This is a genomic window from Bacillus litorisediminis (genome assembly GCF_022808645.1).
Taxonomy (GTDB): Bacteria; Bacillota; Bacilli; order Bacillales; family JC228; genus Bacillus_BF; species Bacillus_BF litorisediminis.
Genome location: NZ_JAKZKT010000001.1, coordinates 127,334 through 142,996 on the forward strand (window position 1 = coordinate 127,334; position 15,663 = coordinate 142,996).

Here is a 15,663-nt window from a genome sequence, read left to right on the forward strand (position 1 = left end):
TTTAAACATGATCCTTTTGAATTCTTCTTCCGATATAGAACTTCATAAAGAAGATGATAAAAAGATACCCCAATACGATACTGATTACGAAAAAGACCCATTCTTGGTGCAATAAAAACACACTCGATAACACAATCAGCTGCACTAAAAGAATAGCGGTTAAAAAACGGATAAAGGATTGCACTCGGATTTTGGCCTGAACCGGATAAAGCCTGACCCAGAGAAGATGAGCATTCTGCTTAAACAATGGGACGAGCTGAAATCCAGTTAAATAAAGAGTGATTAAAGTCGCCAAAAGAATTTGCCATTCAGTTTCGAGCAGAAAACTTACAATGTAGCCAATAACAGATAATCGGATGGTCAATCCAAAATAATCTCCATATCTGACATACGTCCGTGAAAATAAATAAAGATAGCCATTGTTCGTTACATGTTTTGCTGGCAGGAGAATATCAAGCAGACTTCTTCTCTTAACACGGCTCTTTAATTTTGGAACATCAGTAAACATATTGGCAAAACGGTAAAACTGAAACGTTCTTTGAATATCATCTTGAATAAGATCATCCCACTTTAAGAGCTTATTCCTTGTATTTGTGTAAACGGCTGCCAATAAAATCAGGAGAATTATAAAAGTAATAACTGTAAAGAGGTATGCTGCCTCAAGATAAAAATACAAAGCCACTGCATTCACTAGATATCGGACAATAGAACTGTAAGTTCGGACCTGGCCTTTTTCTTTCATAACCATCCAGCGCAGCCAAAGATTCAATGTCTTCAAAACAAGGATAAACATCAAAATGGAGCCATAAGACTGTATTCCATTCACTTGGCTGTACATTGGATACAAGACGAACAGCAATAACGCTAATGCAATCGACTGAATGATAAAACTATAGATCCCAGATCGCCAAAAATAGGTGCGCATCCGCGTTTCTGCCGGAAGTAAAAAGGCTTGATCGGCTTCATGCAAAAAAGTGGCTATGCGACTTCTCGTGATTAATAACGGAAGAAGCAGCGCCATTATGATTGATGCCGGAAAATCAGCTTCAACAGTTTGCAGCCAAGCCTGATACTGAAGCGCACCACCAGTAACAACAAACACAAGTACAATTAACAGATGATCATTAAACATGTAGCGCAAGTACTTCTGATAATCCTTTATATGTGCCTGAAATCGTTCAATCCATAGCCTTTGACTATTCATCTCTATCCTGTCCCTTTGTTAAATGTAAATACATATCATCCAAATTTGCATGAGGCATCCCGCAAAATTCCCGTAACTCAGTTAACGTTCCCTTAGCTATAATCTTTCCGTTATGTATGATGATAAAGCGGTCACAATATCGCTCTGCTGTTGCTAAAATATGAGTCGACATCAGAATGCCGGCACCCTTTTCTTTCTCTTTTTGAAGGAGATTAAGCAGCGACTGAATCGCAATCGGATCTAATCCGACAAATGGCTCATCAATTATATACAGCTTCGGCTCGACCAAAAAGGCACACATTATCATAACCTTTTGCTTCATTCCCTTTGAAAAATGAGCAGGGAACCACCCAAGCCGCTTTTCCATGCGAAATTCTTTCAAAAGCGCCTCTTTTCGTTTATTTGCCTTCTTCTCATCGATTCCGTACATCATGGAAGTTAAGGCAAAATGCTCCTCAAGCGTTAATTCCTCGTACAAAACTGGTGTTTCTGGAATATATGATAATTTTTTGCGATAGGCCTCTGTATCCTGATTGATCGTGATTCCGTCAAGTGTAATAGTTCCTTTTTGCTGTTCCAATAATCCAATAATATGTTTAATCGTTGTACTTTTACCGGCTCCATTTAATCCAATTAATGCAACCAATTCTCCTTGATTTACATCAAAGTCTATATCATGAATGACGGGCTTTCTTGTGTAACCCCCGCTTAACTGCTTCACACTCAGTAAAGACATGTCGTTTCCTCCAAGCTTTCTTTTGTTTGCCTATATCGTACCAAATTCTACATAAAAATCACTAATTTTATCTATTGACTAACTCAACTGGTCCTGTTTTCCAGTTATGTATTTACCGATAATGTGCATTCTAATTTGTGAAGGGGAAAGCACTTGAAAGTCATATAGATCAACACCTTAGAACAGTCAGTTCACCATAAGGGGATGGTCGTGTTGCACGGAGAGTGGAAAAATCGATAACGCCAGCATTATAGAATGACACATTCAAAATGGGGTGTTTATCAAAGATACAACCACTGTAAGCTCTTTAAAGGTCCTGAGATCTTGAGCTCTGTCACACTCTAACCAAGCAAGCTATGACACATTCGAAAATGGGGTGTTTGTTAAAGAAAATATATGAGGTTTTTCAAAAAGCAATCCCCTTCAAGAGGCGGAATCCAATACGCGGATTTCGCCTTCTTTATATTAGGCGGTGTGGAACTTTTTTCACCTTAAGGATTGTGGTACAATGTTCCAAAAAGAGAAGGAGTTGTCCCGTGTTGAGCGATTGCATTTTTTGTAAAATCATTAATGGGGAAATCCCAGGTGCTAAAGTTTATGAAAATGAACATGTTCTAGCCTTCCTTGATATTAGTCAAGTAACAAAGGGTCATACATTGGTTGTACCAAAAGTACATAAGGAAAATGTATTCGAACTTACTCCTGAAATTGCAAAACAAATATTTGAAGTGGTTCCTTCTATTGCAAATGCCATTAAAGAAGCATATCAGCCAATCGGTCTTAACCTTTTAAACAATAATGGCCAGGAAGCTGGCCAGTCAGTTTTCCATTATCATATGCATATCATCCCTCGCTATGGAAAAGGCGATGGCTTTGGTGCCGTTTGGAAATCTCATCAAAATGAATATACCGGTGAGAAATTACAGGCGATTGCAAGTGAAATTAGTCAAAAAATAAACAATAGCAATTCATAAATAATTTGAACGTTTTCAAATGTTAGGACTTATGATATACTAAGAAAAATCTCGCTATAGACCATGAGGGTACTATAGGAGGTATCGAAAGATTAGTTTAGTTTAGATGAGGAGAGATGAGAAATATGAAAACGAAAGAACTCGTTTTGCTTGCGTTGCTAATCGCAATGGGAGCAGTATTGCACATAGTAGTTCCTCCTTTTATTGGTGGAATGAAGCCAGATTTGCTTTTAATTATGATGTTTTTAGGAATTATTCTGTTTCCTAGAGTCGGGAATGTTCTGCTAGTTGGTCTGGCTGCAGGTATTATATCCGCATTAACCACTGGTTTTCCAGGCGGTCAAATTCCAAATATCATTGACAAGCTGGTTACAGCTTTTATCTTTTTTGCCTTATTTATAGTTTTGAACAAAATTGCAGCTCATGTGGCAACGGTTACCATCCTTACGGCAATCGGTACTTTTATTTCTGGAATGATCTTCTTGGGCTCTGCATTTATTTTGTTCGGATTACCTGATGCTTTTCTAGCATTAGCAACAGGAGTAGTTTTGCCAGCTGTAGGCTTAAATGCCGTTTTTATGTTAATTATATACCCAATTGCGTTAAAGTTATCTGGAAGATTACAGCTCCAAGCACCATCCACACAGGCAGTTATAAAAAAATAAAATTCCAAAGCCTAGGCTCCTACAAAGCCTAGGCTTTTTACATGGGTTTCGGTTATCCTGCAGGAATATATAAAAGGATCACGCCCAGCAGCAAGGAGACTACAGCAAAGGTGCTTAAGGTTTGGATTTTTTTGCGGACAACGGTTTTAGGCGGATACATTTTAGATCTTTTTAAAACCATCACATAATGTATAGCAGCTGCAAATAAAAGAAAGCTGATGATAAAAAAGAGTAATGTAATCATGATCAAAGAAATCCCCCTCTCAATGATGAAGCTCTGAAACACACCTGCCTACTCTTCAGTTTTTTCATATATATGCTTCTGCAGCAATGGACATGAAACAACTTATTAATGTTTTATTGAGAAAATTTATTCATTAATTGGTTGAATATAGCTTTTACGGTTTATTTCTGCTATAAATTTTCCAATTAAAAGAGGATTTTGTTGTTTTTTGTAGAAAAAATTACATAACCTATAGTTGAGGTGATTACATGAAACTAAAATCTTTAGTAACTGGGGCAATTGTTGGCGGAATCATCGGCGGTGTTACGGTATTGTTAACAACTCCAAGCTCTGGAAAGGTGATTCGTTCTTCTATAAAAACTGAAACAAAAGAGTGGAGTAATCTTCTCAAAAACATTCAGGAAAAAGCATTGGATGTAAAAACAGACGTTTTAAGGCTAATTTCAGAAAGTAAAAATGCTGCAAATGTTGTTCAAACCCAAATCCGGCCATCCATTGAAAAGTGGAGACATTCAATTGACCCCGAATTAGAGCAATTCAGACAGGAAATGAAGGAGATTCAGCAGCAGTATAAAATGCTAGAACGTTCAGTTTATCAAAAATAGACTAAATTTTTGAATTTTTTTATCTTCCCTTCTATTCATTTTACTGGCATAATAATACTAAGTAGAAGAAAGAAAAGCAGGTGATGGGATGGCAGACCAATTTGGTTCAAAAAAAGAAGCAATGTTATTCTCGCAAAGAATTGCACAATTATGCAAAGCCCTATGGAAATCTGTTGAAAAGGACTGGCAGCAATGGATAAAGCCCTATGATCTAAACATTAATGAACACCATATTTTATGGATTACGTATCATTTAGGCGGTGCTTCTATTTCCGATGTTGCCAAGTTTGGGGTCATGCATGTATCCACAGCTTTTAATTTTTCAAAAAAATTAGAAGAGCGTGGCTTATTGACATTTTCAAAAAGAGAGAATGACAAACGGAACACCTATGTGCAAATTACTGAAAAAGGTGAAGAAATCCTTTTAAAACTGATGGATGATTACGATCCGGAACAAAACTCCGTCTTTAACGGGGCTCTCCCATTACGGAATTTGTACGGAAAATTCCCTGATGTTTTAGAAGTGATGGCTATTGTTCGGAATATTTACGGAAAGGACTTCATGGATATTTTTGAGAAATCCTTTTCTAGCCTAGAGAATGACTTTTATGAAGAAAATGGGAGTTTTAAGAAAAAAGAGTCAAAAGATGTAAAGGAAGCAGCCGTTTCTCTTGAATAGCCAAGAGTCTTATAAATTGATAAATTTGTGTTTTTAAATATTTAAATCTTTTGAATATATCGTCTAATCTCATAGTCATAGTTGATTCCATCATTTGGAGATTCCATACTTTATTTTTTAGTAAAAAAACACCTTGATTTTGTCAAATAAATTGCTTAAAGTATGTAGGGAAGTTCGAAACGTAACTCTTTAATTCCAAATGTTAGAGAGTAAGAGATTCCTTAATTAGAATGAGAACATTAGAAATCAACAACTATGAGAAAGGTGAAAATGATGCATTGCTGGAAGTCAATTCCTATAACCCGACAGGACGGTTTTTTCCGTTTGGTCATTACTTCTTTTTTGACAATGTTGCTTACTTTTATTTTTTTATATTCGATTGCCCATGCTTTTCATGATGGTGTAGGTCTTAATGACGAATACATTGCCTTTTTTATTTTTACTTTAGTGCTGCTGTATCCGGTTCATAAAGCACTTCATTATCTGCCATTGCGTATCTTAGGCGGAAAATGCCGCTTATTTATTAATAAAAAGGGACAATTAAAATTCCGTTTCCATGAGCCTGTCGCCAAAAATATATATAAACTCGCCTTACTTTTTCCTTTTCTCATTTTAACGTCGGTAGGCATTTTCTTTACCTTGTCCTTTCCGGAATATTTTCACTATGGTGTTTTACTCATCGCTCTTCACACCGGGCTTTGTGTCGAGGATTTTGTGTTTTTAAAAAACCTTTCTCATACACCAAAAGCTTGTTTGGTTGATGAAACTGAGGATTCACTTGAAATATTAATTAATCGTTAATTGGATAACGCACCCGGCCAAAATGGTGCGTTTTTCAATGAATAAGAGAAATAAACAAGCGCATATATTGGAAAGGGATGTTTGTTAAGAAGGTTTAGAGTTTCTTTTTTTAATAAGTTCTGATATGGTTAATTCATAGAATCAAAGGAGGGGAATTCAGGATGATCTCCATATTTCTCGTATTCTCTGCTTTCATCCTTTACTCCATTAATCGATTGACGAATTCTTTATGCATCCAGAAAGAGATCCCTGAAGACCGTCAGCCAAAAGTTTTCCGCTTTATTAATATTTCTATAACGATTCTTTTGCTTTCGTCTTATGTAGAAATTTTATATGCTTAAAAAAAGGAGAGACAGCTTTGCTACTCTCCTTTTGTGTTTCTGGGATACGTATAATCCCTATCAGGTTACCAAATCCAAGCTGCACCGATAATAATGAGAAGGATGAACAATACTACGAGTAATGCGAAGCCTCCTCCATATACTCCATGTCCTGACATACTAGGGTTCCCTCCTTTCTCATTAACCACTTAAACGAGAACGTCATTTATAGCCATGCTGCACCTACGATAATTAATAAGATGAACAACACAACAATTAACGCAAAGCCTCCTGCGTATCCGCCGCCGCCCATTCAGACACCTCCTTTGCAACTGACTAACATATACTATTCATTCGCCCTGCAGTGCGAATAGGCACGTATCACGAGTTGATGAATTTCCTTATCATGGATTAGTCATTCCATTAACAAATAAACGCTGCTCCTACGATAATTAACAAAATAAACAACACGACAAGAAGCGCAAAACCATTGTTGAAGCCGCTCATTTTGTTGACCTCCTTTTTCTTTCGTCGCTATATCATATGTAGGCTTTTTAATTTTGGGTGGGCGGCACACCCAGTTTTTTAAACTTTTCCTAAATAACGAAACAAGTTGACAAGTTTGCTTGTCTACTCTTCATTGTTTTATTTCCTCTAATATGGTATAAGTTACTGTATGGGAATTTTGGTTATACAACAATGTTTAGGAGTGTTTGCATGAAAAAATGGATGAAGACCTTTTTACTTTTTGGAACTTTAGCACTAGTACTTACTGCATGTGCAGATGAAGGACAAGAAGGAAAAGAAGATAATTCAGAGGTAATCGTAGAATTTGAAGGCGGAACTGTTACGAAGGACGAGCTTTACAATGAGATGAAAAAAACACTGGGTGAACAAGCACTGCAAACGCTAGTTCAAGAAAAAGTGCTGAGTGAAAAATTTGAAGTATCCGATGAAAAAATTAATGAGCAATTAGATCCTATCAAAGAACAATTTGGCGAAAACTTTGAGACAGCTTTACAATCTAGCGGATTCCAAAACGAAGAGGAATTTCGCCGTGCGATTAAATTGGACTTGCTTCGTCAAGAGGCTGCAATGAGTCAAGTATCTGATGAAGATTTAGAAAAATACTACAATGAAGAATGGGCTCCTCCACGCAACGTTCGCCACATCTTAGTAGAAGATGAAGCAACTGCGAAAGAAGTAAAACAGAAGCTTGAAGAAGGCGGAGATTTTGCTGAATTAGCCAAGGAATATTCAACCGATCCTGGTTCTAAAGAAAAAGGCGGAGAGCTTGGCGAAGTGTCAAAAGGACAAATGGTTCCTGAATTTGAAGAAGCGGCTTTCAACTTAAAAGTAAATGAAATCAGTGATCCGGTTAAATCACAATATGGCTATCATATTATCCAAGTCACTTCAGCACCTGAAAAGCCAGCATTTGAAGATGCAAAAGATCAAGTTATCGAAGGCTACAAAACGGCTAAACTAGATCCTACAGCAATTCAGTCTGCCGTAGACAAAGTATTAGCAGATGTTAATCTTGACGTGAAAGATGAGGATTTTGAAACTCTGTTTGAGAATAATAATACAGAAAAATAGATAAAATAAATGGGTCTAACCTATAATGGTCAGACCCATTTTTTTATAAATTCATTTTCATTAAGATGAAGAAACCTGCCGTTTTCTCTCTTTTTCCTTTTCCATGCGCTCCAAAAAGATTTCTCCTTCTTTTTCGATAAACTCTTCCTCTTCTTTTCGTTCATCTTTTCCTGCCTTTACTGTCATAATGCCACTGACAATAATCCCAATGACAATGAGAATTACCCAAAACGGGACGTCCAAGCTATTCACTCCTTCATAGGTTGTCCATTTTTGATTTACTACACTTTATGCAGTGAAGAATGTGAATATACCTGGAAGCTTATATTACTTGACAAACGTAGGTTTATAAAAGGAACGATTATCAAGTGCGAATACCCGTTCAGAAAATTCTCCTGGCTTTGTACGAGACAGCACCCGATCGAGCATATTCATTTTTGCATCAATATTATCTATATAATGAAGCAATTCGGCTTCACGAATCATTGGCTGTTTCGGACTACCCCACTCATGCTTCCCATGGTGGGATAAAACCATGTGCTGAAGAACCGTTACCTCTTCCCCTTTAATTCCTAATTCTTCAGCCGCTAGTCCAATTTCATTGACCATAATGGTAATATGACCAAGAAGCTGCCCAGTCGTCGTATAAGAAGGTGAAATCGGCCCGGAAAGCTCCGTTGTTTTGCCTAAGTCATGGAGGATAATGCCTGCATAGAGTAAATCACGATCAAGCGATGGATACAGCTGGCAAAGGCTTTTAGCAAGATCCAGCATAGACACGACATGAAAGGCAAGGCCAGAAACAAATTCATGGTGGTTTTTAGTCGCAGCCGGGAACTGTAAAAAGCTCTGTTGATGTTTTTTTAGAAGATGCCTTGTTATTCTCTGTATATTAGGGTTTTTCATTTCAAAAATGTATTGTGTAATTTTTGACATCATTTCATCCTGCTCTAATGGAGCCGTCTCGAGAAAGTCTGAAATCGTTACCCCATCTTGAACCGTTGCTTTCCGAATTTGGCGGATTTTCAGCTGATTTTTCCCTCTGTAGCTATGAATATCTCCTACGACCTTTACAATTGCTTCCTGAACAAAAGCTTCCTCATCGGCATCTGTTGCGTCCCAGAGCTTTGCTTCGATTTCCCCGCTTTTATCCTGTAAAATTAAAGTCAAAAACGGCTTGCCTGTGTTCGTAACACCTTTTGATACGCTTTTGATCAAGAGGAACTGCTCTACCTGCTCCCCTACATCTATAAACGTAATTCCTTTTGACATGGTTTCCCCTCCAATATGTACTCGTATTCACCTATTTTATTATTCTACTATTATTGGCAAATAGATGGAAGTGGACGTATGGTAGCCGCTTCCTTTTTTTACTGTACTGGCTTGTGCTGGAAGTTCATCAATTCCACTATTTCATCTTCTGAAAAATAATAAGCCATTTCTGGGTGGCATGATAAAACGATAACCTGATGGCGAGAACTAAAATTTTTAAGTGTTTCCATTACTTTAGCGACACGATTAGGATCAAAATTTACAAAGCTATCATCAATAATAATCGGTAATGACAAAGTCGGATATAAAGCAGCAATCAGTCCAAAACGAATGGCTACATAGAGCTGTTCCTTTGTTGCCTGACTTAAAGCACCCGCTGGAAACCATTTTCCTGTTATATGAAGGACTGATAACTCCTCTTTATCCGAAGAAAACCGGATTTTTTCATAATTTTCATTGGTTAACGTTTTAAATATGGATTCTGCATGCTGTAATACCTTCGGGAGTGTTCCCTCCTTGAAATGAACCATGGCTTCCTGAAGCAGTCCTCTGGCTATGGTCAGCACGGACCAAGCTTTGGCAGATTGCTGAAATGAATGCTTTTCTTGATGGTACTGATGAAGAAGGTCAATATAAACGCCCCCTTCCTCCATTTGTTTAAGCTGATATTCAATAGTGGCCACTTGTTTACGTACATATTCGAGCTCTTCTGTCTTAGCTTTTTGGCTTGTTTCAAGCTCGTGAATCCGTGATCTGCAGCTATCCGGATCTAAAGTTCTTTCTAACCGTTCGGCTTCCGAAAAGCGGGTTAGATTTAGCTGATTATGAATGGCCGCTAGCTGATCTTGCAGTTTTAACTTCTCGGCAAATTGGAAGCCTTTCTTCCAATAAGATTCTTCATCCATACAGCCAGCTTTTTCTAGTAACAGCGACAATTCAGCTTTTACTAAGTTTTTTTCAGCTTGCAGCTTCTTAAGCTGCTGTTTACTATCATTTATTCCCTCTTGCAGATATTTTCTTGATTGCTCCTGTTCTTTTTCTGCCTCTAAACGCTCCTTTAATAATCCAAATAATTCTAGTTGGGATCCGCTCAACTGAAGCTTTTCTGCCCAATCATCCAGCAGACGACGAATCGGTCTCATTCTTCCCTCAATCACTTGTATTTCATCTTCTATTCTGTTTTTTTCTTTGATTTGTTGAGAAATAGACTGAATAACGGGGAGTTCATAGGAAAGCCTTTCTATTTCTACATCGTTCTTCCCCGTGTTCATTTGATAAAGTTCAAGAAGCAACATATGAACAGATTGAAGCTGAGCTTGTACTTCTGAGCATTCCTTATCCATTTGCTCGACAAACCAGCTTTGTTCCTTTAGGGCTGTTTGGAGCTCTTTAATCTCTTCTGCTATTCTATGATGAACTTGGATTTTTTCTCTGGCTTCTATGTACCGTTCCTCGGTACATGTAAAATCCTTTTCTTTTTCTTCAATTTGCCTTAACCTTTCCTTTAAAACGGTATATCGGTTGGATTCAGCTCTATGATCAGACTGATTCCGCTTCAGAAAAGTAAATGCGACTCCTGCTGTGACACAGAGGAAGAAACAGATTAGAGCAATTAGCCATTGCTTCTGTCCTATTGATATGGCCAATCCGGCTAAACTAATAGCGGATACAAGCCCCATTAACAAACTCTCTATTTTTTTATGTTCATTGCTTTTTCTATTCAATTTATCATTTTCTTGTTCGATTAAAGTAATTTCCGACTGAACAGTTTTTTTCTCATTTTCTAAGGATCTAATCGTCTCCCATTCAATTAGCATTCCTTCTTCCAGCTCTAATTCTTGTGGACTGAGTATTTCAGTCTGCATCTGTTTAAGCTTATCCAAAGTGAGTTTCATTCTCTGCTTTTCAAGCTTATATCTATTCTCCTTTTCAAGAAATAGCGTTTGCAGATGCTGCCATTTTTCTAACCGTATCTCTGCTTCCTTAATCGAAGCCGCATCCCAATAAAATTTATCTAGATCAGAAATGCCCAGCAGTTGCCTGTTTTCTTCGAGCCCTTCTTCTAGGTATTTCAGCTTCGTTTGTAACTGTTGCTTTCGTTCTTCCTCCCGTGATAATAAAGACGATTGCTCGAGAAGTGCTTCAATTTTGCTTTTATCCTGAAGGAGAATCGGCTTTCCCAGCATGTTTAACTTGGATTCTGCTTGCTCTAACTGATCAATCAGAGATATTTCCTGAGCGGTTAATGGTTTAAGAGCATGGCTCCATTCCTTCCATCTCTCAAGTCCATTTTCCGGGAATGAAAGAGTCTCATATTCTTTTATTTTTTCTTCCAATTGTTTTTCTTTTACAACTAGAGGGATAGTCGAAAACCAAGCCTGTTCTTTCTCCAATTCTTTAGAGAGAAGGATTAATTCTTGTTTTAAATTAGATTCTTTATCAATTAATTGCTGTTTTTTCTGCAAAAGCTGGTCATATTGATCCATTTCCCTCTTCTTCTCTTTTACTTTTGTGTCGAGGTCAACAAGTGTATTCAGTTTTTGGTTTAGAACCGGATTACGGCCTTGCGGTTTAAAAATAGATTCTTGTTGCTTGATTAGTTCATTTTCCACCTGAAAGAGCTTCTCCGACCCTATCGTGCTGGCTGACAGCAAATAACGGGTAATATCTTCCGCATGGATTTTATGGACATTCTGCAGCCCATCAAGATCAAAGAAATAGATGTGTTCATAAAGGCCGCGGTCGATTCCTCCCAGCCATTTTTTAAGCCATTCCTCATCTTTAACCGTTCCATCCGCAAATAGGACAGACACATCCTTTCTTCCATAGTTCCTTTCAATGCGAAACTCCCCATAAGTCGGACATTCAATCAGGAGGGCACCTCCATACTCGGAAGAAGCAGATGCCTTAAATCGGTCGTCTCGTTTAGTGGGAAAACCAAATAAAATACTTAAAATAAAGGAAGAAATAGTAGATTTGCCTGTCTCATTTTCCCCTTGAAAAAGGATGAATGGAGAGAGTCCGCGAAAATGAGTATCTGTCCATTTTCCATATTGGTAAATAAAGATTTCTTTAATAATCAAAGCCGGCCCCTCCTGTTCATCGGTTTAGCAGCTTGAGCAGTAATTCCTTGGCTTCCGATTTTAATTGTTCATACTCCAACTCTGGAACATCCTGCAAATACCGAGATGCTTTTTTATGAAGAAATAATGGTTCTAATTCATGCTTTACATCAGCAGACTCTATCACTTTTTCTAAACTGTATAAAAAAGGATGATGGGCTAATGAGAATTCAGTGGTCTGAGTTTGAAACAGTTTGATATCAAAAATCCAAACAAAATGTTCATGATTTATCGTATCTTCTTCCTGTAAAAGCTCTAACAGCTGCCCAGATTCTATCAATAGTAGAGTACTCGGATGTATATCACTTTCACTATGAATCTCTATTCGTAAAAATAATCGTTCAGATTCACTGGCGAGCCTTTCCATTAATTGCTTACAGGCCTGAAAAAGCTCGTCTGGCTGGGTTGAGTCCGAAATATGAATCTTCTCTATTCTCCATTCAATATCCTGACATGGTATAAAGGTTATATTTTGTTGGTGGGTTGTCCATTCCACATGGATAAATCCCTTTTCTCCTGTTTCATTGATATGTCTTCCCTGGATATTACCAGGATAGATGACGTACGGAGCTTCACTTAAAATTTGTCTGGTATGTATATGTCCTAATGCCCAATAATCATAGGGCATTTGAACTAAATCGCTAATTGTAAAGGGAGCATATGCAAAATGATTTTGAGAAGTTCCGTCATGGCCGTGCAGCATCCCAATTTTCAAATCTCCTGCCGGCTGTGGGAACAGATTTAATTTATTGTGGGCTTCATGCCTTTTTTCATAGCTAAACCCCGCAATAGATACTTGCATCCCGTTTCCAGTAGTAAATTCAACTAAATCAGGCTCAGGTCCAAAAATATGAACATTTTCGGGCATCTCAATATGTGACCACGTGCCAGCTAAGTGGTCATGATTCCCATGAATGACGAAAACCCGAATATTGGCATTTTGAAGTTTACTAAATTCTTGCTGTAATCGGATTTGTGCACGGATGCTGCGATCTTCTCCATCATATAAATCTCCCGAGATTAGAAGAAAATCTACTTTTTCATTGAGGCAGTAGTTTACAAGATTTCGAAAAGCAACAAATGTACTGTCTTTTACTCGTTTATATAGTTCTGGAGGTAATTTGTGCATTCCAACAAACGGACTGTCCAAATGGATATCAGCTGCATGGACAAAGGAAATACTCTTCATATGTACTAGCCTCCATTCTAAAATTCTGACCCTTTTAGTTATTCTATCAAATCCATAATGCGAATACACGTTCGGTTATTAAAATTATTTAATCAATGTTCTCTTTATAAAATGATTTAGCTCCATGCGAAACGCTGTACTTTGGAAAGAAAACGGCATCATTCTCATTTCTCCAAACCTGTCACGGGGGGTTTTCTGTAAAACTTTAGCTGCTGAAGGATCTGGTTTGATCGGGATCTGAGCAAATAAAAAAGAGGAGCTTCCTGCAGCCTCTTTTCTTTTGCTATTTTTATTCAATAAATCCATTGATAACATCAGAATAATATAACATAATGATAGAAAAATAAAGATAGCGGGTGACTATGCCTATGAAAATCTATAGATTAACAGTCTTTGAGAAAAACGGGGAAAAACTGCTTGATGAATCGATAGAAGCTGCTAGTGATGCAGAGGCTAAACAAAAGGGAACTGAGCTATTAACGAAACATCAATATTTAGAAAAAACCCACCGCTGTACGTCTCCAGACGGAAAGCTCATACTATTTCACACGTAAAGCTTAATTAGTTATGATGGAAGCTCCGATTTACAATAACGAAAAGAGGTACCTGCACAAATGCTGGTACCTCTCTTCGTTATTTTTGTACGGAGATTTCAGAAAAAAGATCTTCTAAAATCTTAATTTTTTCATTGGTATAATGCTCAAAACCTTCGTTATAGGATTTTGGATCCTTTGGGTTAGCAAATCGGGTAATTTTCCCGGTATCCGGGTGAACAAATTTACTGGAAGCGCCACAGCCTAAACCAATAATAGTTTGCATTTCTTCCATAATCATGATGTTATAGATACTTTCTTGGCCAGGAAAGGCATAGCCAACATTCTCTAAATTTCCGAGAATATTCTTTTGACGGTACAAGTAGTACGGAACATAGCCATGCTGTTTCGTCCAGGTGCTTGCCATATCCATCATTTTTTCAACCTCTGGACGGTCCGCTACTTTATAGCGACTCTTATGTCTCGTCATTTCTGAAGCTCTTTTGAAAGAAAGGGTGTGAACCGTCAGCGATTCTGGCATTAGTTTTTCTGTCTCTGCCAGAGAGTGTGAAAGTTCTTCAGTCCCCTCACCAGGCAACCCAATAATTAAATCCATGTTAATATTCTTCATCCCAGATTTTCGAGCAAGCCAGAATTTTTCAATTGTTTCTTCTACCGTATGGTGTCTTCCAATTGCCTTCAAGGTTTCTTGCGTATACGATTGCGGGTTAATACTAATCCGGTCAATCCTCCACTTCTTCAATACTTCTAGCTTTTCAGGCGTAATGGTATCCGGTCTCCCAGCTTCAACTGTAATTTCTCTTACCTTTTCTACGTCTGGGAAAGATGTGTACATTTCTTCATAAAGAAGATCCATTTCTTCCGCCGTAATACTGGTTGGTGTTCCACCGCCATAATAAATAGTGGTAATACGAATTCCTTTTTCCTTTAACCACTGGCCAACTTTCCTCATTTCATAATGCAGTCCGCCCAGAAATGAATCGACTTTCCCCTGTTTCCCATTAATGGCAAATGCAGGGAACGTACAGTAGGCACATTTGGTCGGGCAAAACGGAATCCCAATATAAATACTGACCTCATTTTTTAACTGATAGAGATCGGGAACGATTGTTAACTGCCGGTCTACAATCTGCTGCATGAGTTCAATTTTTTCTGATTCAATCATATACTCATCTTTCAGCTTTTGGTGGGCAATTTTGAGAGGAGTACCCATTTGAACTTCTTTATGAAGCAGTTTTGTCGGCCGAATCCCTGTTAAAAATCCCCACTTTTGTATAATCCCCGTTTCATTCTGCAGTGTCAGTAAGAAGCATTTTGATATTTCCCGCTTGATTAATTTAAACATTTCTTTTTCTTCTGCATTTGTCCAGCTGCGCTGTGAAGTTTCCTTATGGATAACACCAGTCTTCCGATTTTGTAAAATAACGGATACAGAAAAATTAGTGTGTTTCTGATTTATATCAATTGTTATCTTATAATCTTGATCCTCTTCCGCTTCATTTGACGGAAAGCGAACCTCACATTCTTCAAAAAACAAGTCCGCAATGAGCTGGAGCGGTCTGATTAGTCTCTCATCATCTGTTCCAACTAATGTCATTTTCATAAAATAATCATTCCTTTTTACACATTGACTATAGTGTACAGAATTTGACGGCATAGGGTCAATCTATATTGCTGGATGGGAATTTTTTGGAATGGA

The 15,663-nt window shown here is 37.8% G+C and carries 19 protein-coding genes; 8 read left to right on the forward strand and 11 right to left on the reverse strand.

Annotation, left to right across the window (positions count from 1 at the left end):
- Position 1: 1 nt before the first annotated feature.
- Positions 2-1,204: an ABC transporter permease gene (locus MLE14_RS00575; protein WP_243296290.1), complete on the reverse strand. Its 1,203-nt coding sequence runs from the start codon at positions 1,202-1,204 to the stop codon at positions 2-4.
- Complete coding sequence (locus MLE14_RS00580; protein ID WP_243296291.1) at positions 1,197-1,940, reverse strand: ABC transporter ATP-binding protein; 744 nt, start codon at positions 1,938-1,940, stop codon at positions 1,197-1,199. The genes MLE14_RS00575 and MLE14_RS00580 overlap by 8 nt, the downstream gene beginning before the upstream one ends.
- A 539-nt stretch (positions 1,941-2,479) precedes the next feature.
- Between MLE14_RS00580 and MLE14_RS00585 the strand changes: the two genes are divergently transcribed.
- Both MLE14_RS00585 and MLE14_RS00590 read left to right on the forward strand, forming a co-directional pair.
- Positions 2,480-2,914, forward strand: coding sequence for an HIT family protein (locus tag MLE14_RS00585; protein WP_243296292.1), 435 nt, complete (start codon positions 2,480-2,482; stop codon positions 2,912-2,914).
- A gap of 125 nt (positions 2,915-3,039) precedes the next feature.
- Entirely contained in the window at positions 3,040-3,579 is a 540-nt protein-coding gene (locus tag MLE14_RS00590) for a tryptophan transporter (RefSeq protein WP_243296293.1), read from the forward strand.
- Between the two features lie 52 nt (positions 3,580-3,631).
- Here MLE14_RS00590 and MLE14_RS00595 read toward each other — a convergent pair whose 3' ends face one another.
- Positions 3,632-3,829 (reverse strand): hypothetical protein, encoded by a 198-nt coding sequence (locus tag MLE14_RS00595; RefSeq protein ID WP_243296294.1) that lies wholly within the window; start codon positions 3,827-3,829, stop codon positions 3,632-3,634.
- A 242-nt stretch (positions 3,830-4,071) separates the two neighbouring features.
- Here MLE14_RS00595 and MLE14_RS00600 point away from each other — a divergent pair, with 242 nt between their 5' ends.
- The 4 genes from MLE14_RS00600 (at position 4,072) to MLE14_RS00615 (ending at position 6,249) form a co-directional block, all read left to right on the forward strand.
- A complete protein-coding gene (locus MLE14_RS00600; RefSeq protein ID WP_243296295.1) occupies positions 4,072-4,428 on the forward strand; it encodes a YtxH domain-containing protein in 357 nt (118 codons plus the stop codon).
- Positions 4,429-4,516: 88 nt separating this feature from the next.
- The gene (locus MLE14_RS00605; protein ID WP_243296296.1) at positions 4,517-5,107 is read left to right on the forward strand and encodes an HTH-type transcriptional regulator Hpr; all 591 of its coding nucleotides are present in this window, start codon (positions 4,517-4,519) and stop codon (positions 5,105-5,107) included.
- 255 nt (positions 5,108-5,362) lie between these two features.
- On the forward strand, positions 5,363-5,908 hold the full coding sequence (locus tag MLE14_RS00610) for a DUF3267 domain-containing protein (RefSeq protein ID WP_243296297.1): 546 nt from the start codon (positions 5,363-5,365) through the stop codon (positions 5,906-5,908).
- Between the two features lie 161 nt (positions 5,909-6,069).
- Positions 6,070-6,249 (forward strand): hypothetical protein, encoded by a 180-nt coding sequence (locus MLE14_RS00615; RefSeq protein WP_243296298.1) that lies wholly within the window; start codon positions 6,070-6,072, stop codon positions 6,247-6,249.
- Between the two features lie 65 nt (positions 6,250-6,314).
- Here the strand turns inward: MLE14_RS00615 and MLE14_RS00620 are convergent, their stop codons facing one another.
- The 3 genes from MLE14_RS00620 to MLE14_RS00630 form a co-directional block, all read right to left on the reverse strand.
- The gene (locus MLE14_RS00620; protein WP_243296299.1) at positions 6,315-6,407 is read right to left on the reverse strand and encodes a YjcZ family sporulation protein; all 93 of its coding nucleotides are present in this window, start codon (positions 6,405-6,407) and stop codon (positions 6,315-6,317) included.
- A 47-nt stretch (positions 6,408-6,454) separates the two neighbouring features.
- Positions 6,455-6,541 (reverse strand): YjcZ family sporulation protein, encoded by an 87-nt coding sequence (locus MLE14_RS00625; protein WP_097158301.1) that lies wholly within the window; start codon positions 6,539-6,541, stop codon positions 6,455-6,457.
- A gap of 110 nt (positions 6,542-6,651) precedes the next feature.
- On the reverse strand, positions 6,652-6,735 hold the full coding sequence (locus tag MLE14_RS00630) for a YjcZ family sporulation protein (protein WP_243296366.1): 84 nt from the start codon (positions 6,733-6,735) through the stop codon (positions 6,652-6,654).
- A 210-nt stretch (positions 6,736-6,945) separates the two neighbouring features.
- Between MLE14_RS00630 and MLE14_RS00635 the strand changes: the two genes are divergently transcribed.
- Positions 6,946-7,827, forward strand: coding sequence for a peptidylprolyl isomerase (locus MLE14_RS00635; RefSeq protein ID WP_243296300.1), 882 nt, complete (start codon positions 6,946-6,948; stop codon positions 7,825-7,827).
- A 60-nt stretch (positions 7,828-7,887) separates the two neighbouring features.
- Here the strand turns inward: MLE14_RS00635 and MLE14_RS00640 are convergent, their stop codons facing one another.
- From MLE14_RS00640 to MLE14_RS00655, 4 genes are all read right to left on the reverse strand, one after another.
- A complete protein-coding gene (locus MLE14_RS00640) occupies positions 7,888-8,070 on the reverse strand; it encodes a sporulation YhaL family protein (protein WP_279326734.1) in 183 nt (60 codons plus the stop codon).
- A gap of 84 nt (positions 8,071-8,154) precedes the next feature.
- Positions 8,155-9,099, reverse strand: a complete 945-nt coding sequence (yhaM, locus tag MLE14_RS00645) for a 3'-5' exoribonuclease YhaM (protein ID WP_243296301.1) — start codon at positions 9,097-9,099, stop codon at positions 8,155-8,157.
- Between the two features lie 98 nt (positions 9,100-9,197).
- The gene (locus MLE14_RS00650) at positions 9,198-12,182 is read right to left on the reverse strand and encodes an AAA family ATPase (protein WP_243296302.1); all 2,985 of its coding nucleotides are present in this window, start codon (positions 12,180-12,182) and stop codon (positions 9,198-9,200) included.
- Positions 12,183-12,198: 16 nt separating this feature from the next.
- Complete coding sequence (locus MLE14_RS00655; protein WP_243296303.1) at positions 12,199-13,410, reverse strand: metallophosphoesterase family protein; 1,212 nt, start codon at positions 13,408-13,410, stop codon at positions 12,199-12,201.
- A 368-nt stretch (positions 13,411-13,778) separates the two neighbouring features.
- Between MLE14_RS00655 and MLE14_RS00665 the strand changes: the two genes are divergently transcribed.
- Positions 13,779-13,964 (forward strand): YhzD family protein, encoded by a 186-nt coding sequence (locus tag MLE14_RS00665; RefSeq protein WP_243296304.1) that lies wholly within the window; start codon positions 13,779-13,781, stop codon positions 13,962-13,964.
- A 79-nt stretch (positions 13,965-14,043) separates the two neighbouring features.
- On the opposite strand, the gene MLE14_RS00670 is transcribed toward MLE14_RS00665, so the two are convergent.
- Positions 14,044-15,567 carry a coproporphyrinogen III oxidase gene (locus MLE14_RS00670; RefSeq protein WP_243296305.1) on the reverse strand — a complete coding sequence of 508 codons (1,524 nt, stop codon included), beginning with the start codon at positions 15,565-15,567 and terminating at the stop codon, positions 14,044-14,046.
- Between the last annotated feature and the right edge of the window lie 96 nt (positions 15,568-15,663).

Excerpts from the sequence above, each read along its gene's own strand:
- MLE14_RS00615 (WP_243296298.1), top strand. The coding sequence starts at position 6,070 with ATGATCTCCATATTTCTCGTATTCTCTGCTTTCATCCTTTACTCCATT.
- MLE14_RS00575 (WP_243296290.1), bottom strand. The coding sequence starts at position 1,204 with ATGAATAGTCAAAGGCTATGGATTGAACGATTTCAGGCACATATAAAG.
- MLE14_RS00580 (WP_243296291.1), bottom strand. The coding sequence starts at position 1,940 with ATGTCTTTACTGAGTGTGAAGCAGTTAAGCGGGGGTTACACAAGAAAG.
- yhaM (WP_243296301.1), bottom strand. The coding sequence starts at position 9,099 with ATGTCAAAAGGAATTACGTTTATAGATGTAGGGGAGCAGGTAGAGCAG.
- MLE14_RS00630 (WP_243296366.1), bottom strand. The coding sequence starts at position 6,735 with ATGAGCGGCTTCAACAATGGTTTTGCGCTTCTTGTCGTGTTGTTTATT.
- MLE14_RS00590 (WP_243296293.1), top strand. The coding sequence starts at position 3,040 with ATGAAAACGAAAGAACTCGTTTTGCTTGCGTTGCTAATCGCAATGGGA.
- MLE14_RS00655 (WP_243296303.1), bottom strand. The coding sequence starts at position 13,410 with ATGAAGAGTATTTCCTTTGTCCATGCAGCTGATATCCATTTGGACAGT.
- MLE14_RS00625 (WP_097158301.1), bottom strand. The coding sequence starts at position 6,541 with ATGGGCGGCGGCGGATACGCAGGAGGCTTTGCGTTAATTGTTGTGTTG.
- MLE14_RS00620 (WP_243296299.1), bottom strand. The coding sequence starts at position 6,407 with ATGTCAGGACATGGAGTATATGGAGGAGGCTTCGCATTACTCGTAGTA.
- MLE14_RS00605 (WP_243296296.1), top strand. The coding sequence starts at position 4,517 with ATGGCAGACCAATTTGGTTCAAAAAAAGAAGCAATGTTATTCTCGCAA.
- MLE14_RS00610 (WP_243296297.1), top strand. The coding sequence starts at position 5,363 with ATGAGAAAGGTGAAAATGATGCATTGCTGGAAGTCAATTCCTATAACC.
- MLE14_RS00670 (WP_243296305.1), bottom strand. The coding sequence starts at position 15,567 with ATGAAAATGACATTAGTTGGAACAGATGATGAGAGACTAATCAGACCG.
- MLE14_RS00665 (WP_243296304.1), top strand. The coding sequence starts at position 13,779 with ATGAAAATCTATAGATTAACAGTCTTTGAGAAAAACGGGGAAAAACTG.
- MLE14_RS00600 (WP_243296295.1), top strand. The coding sequence starts at position 4,072 with ATGAAACTAAAATCTTTAGTAACTGGGGCAATTGTTGGCGGAATCATC.
- MLE14_RS00635 (WP_243296300.1), top strand. The coding sequence starts at position 6,946 with ATGAAAAAATGGATGAAGACCTTTTTACTTTTTGGAACTTTAGCACTA.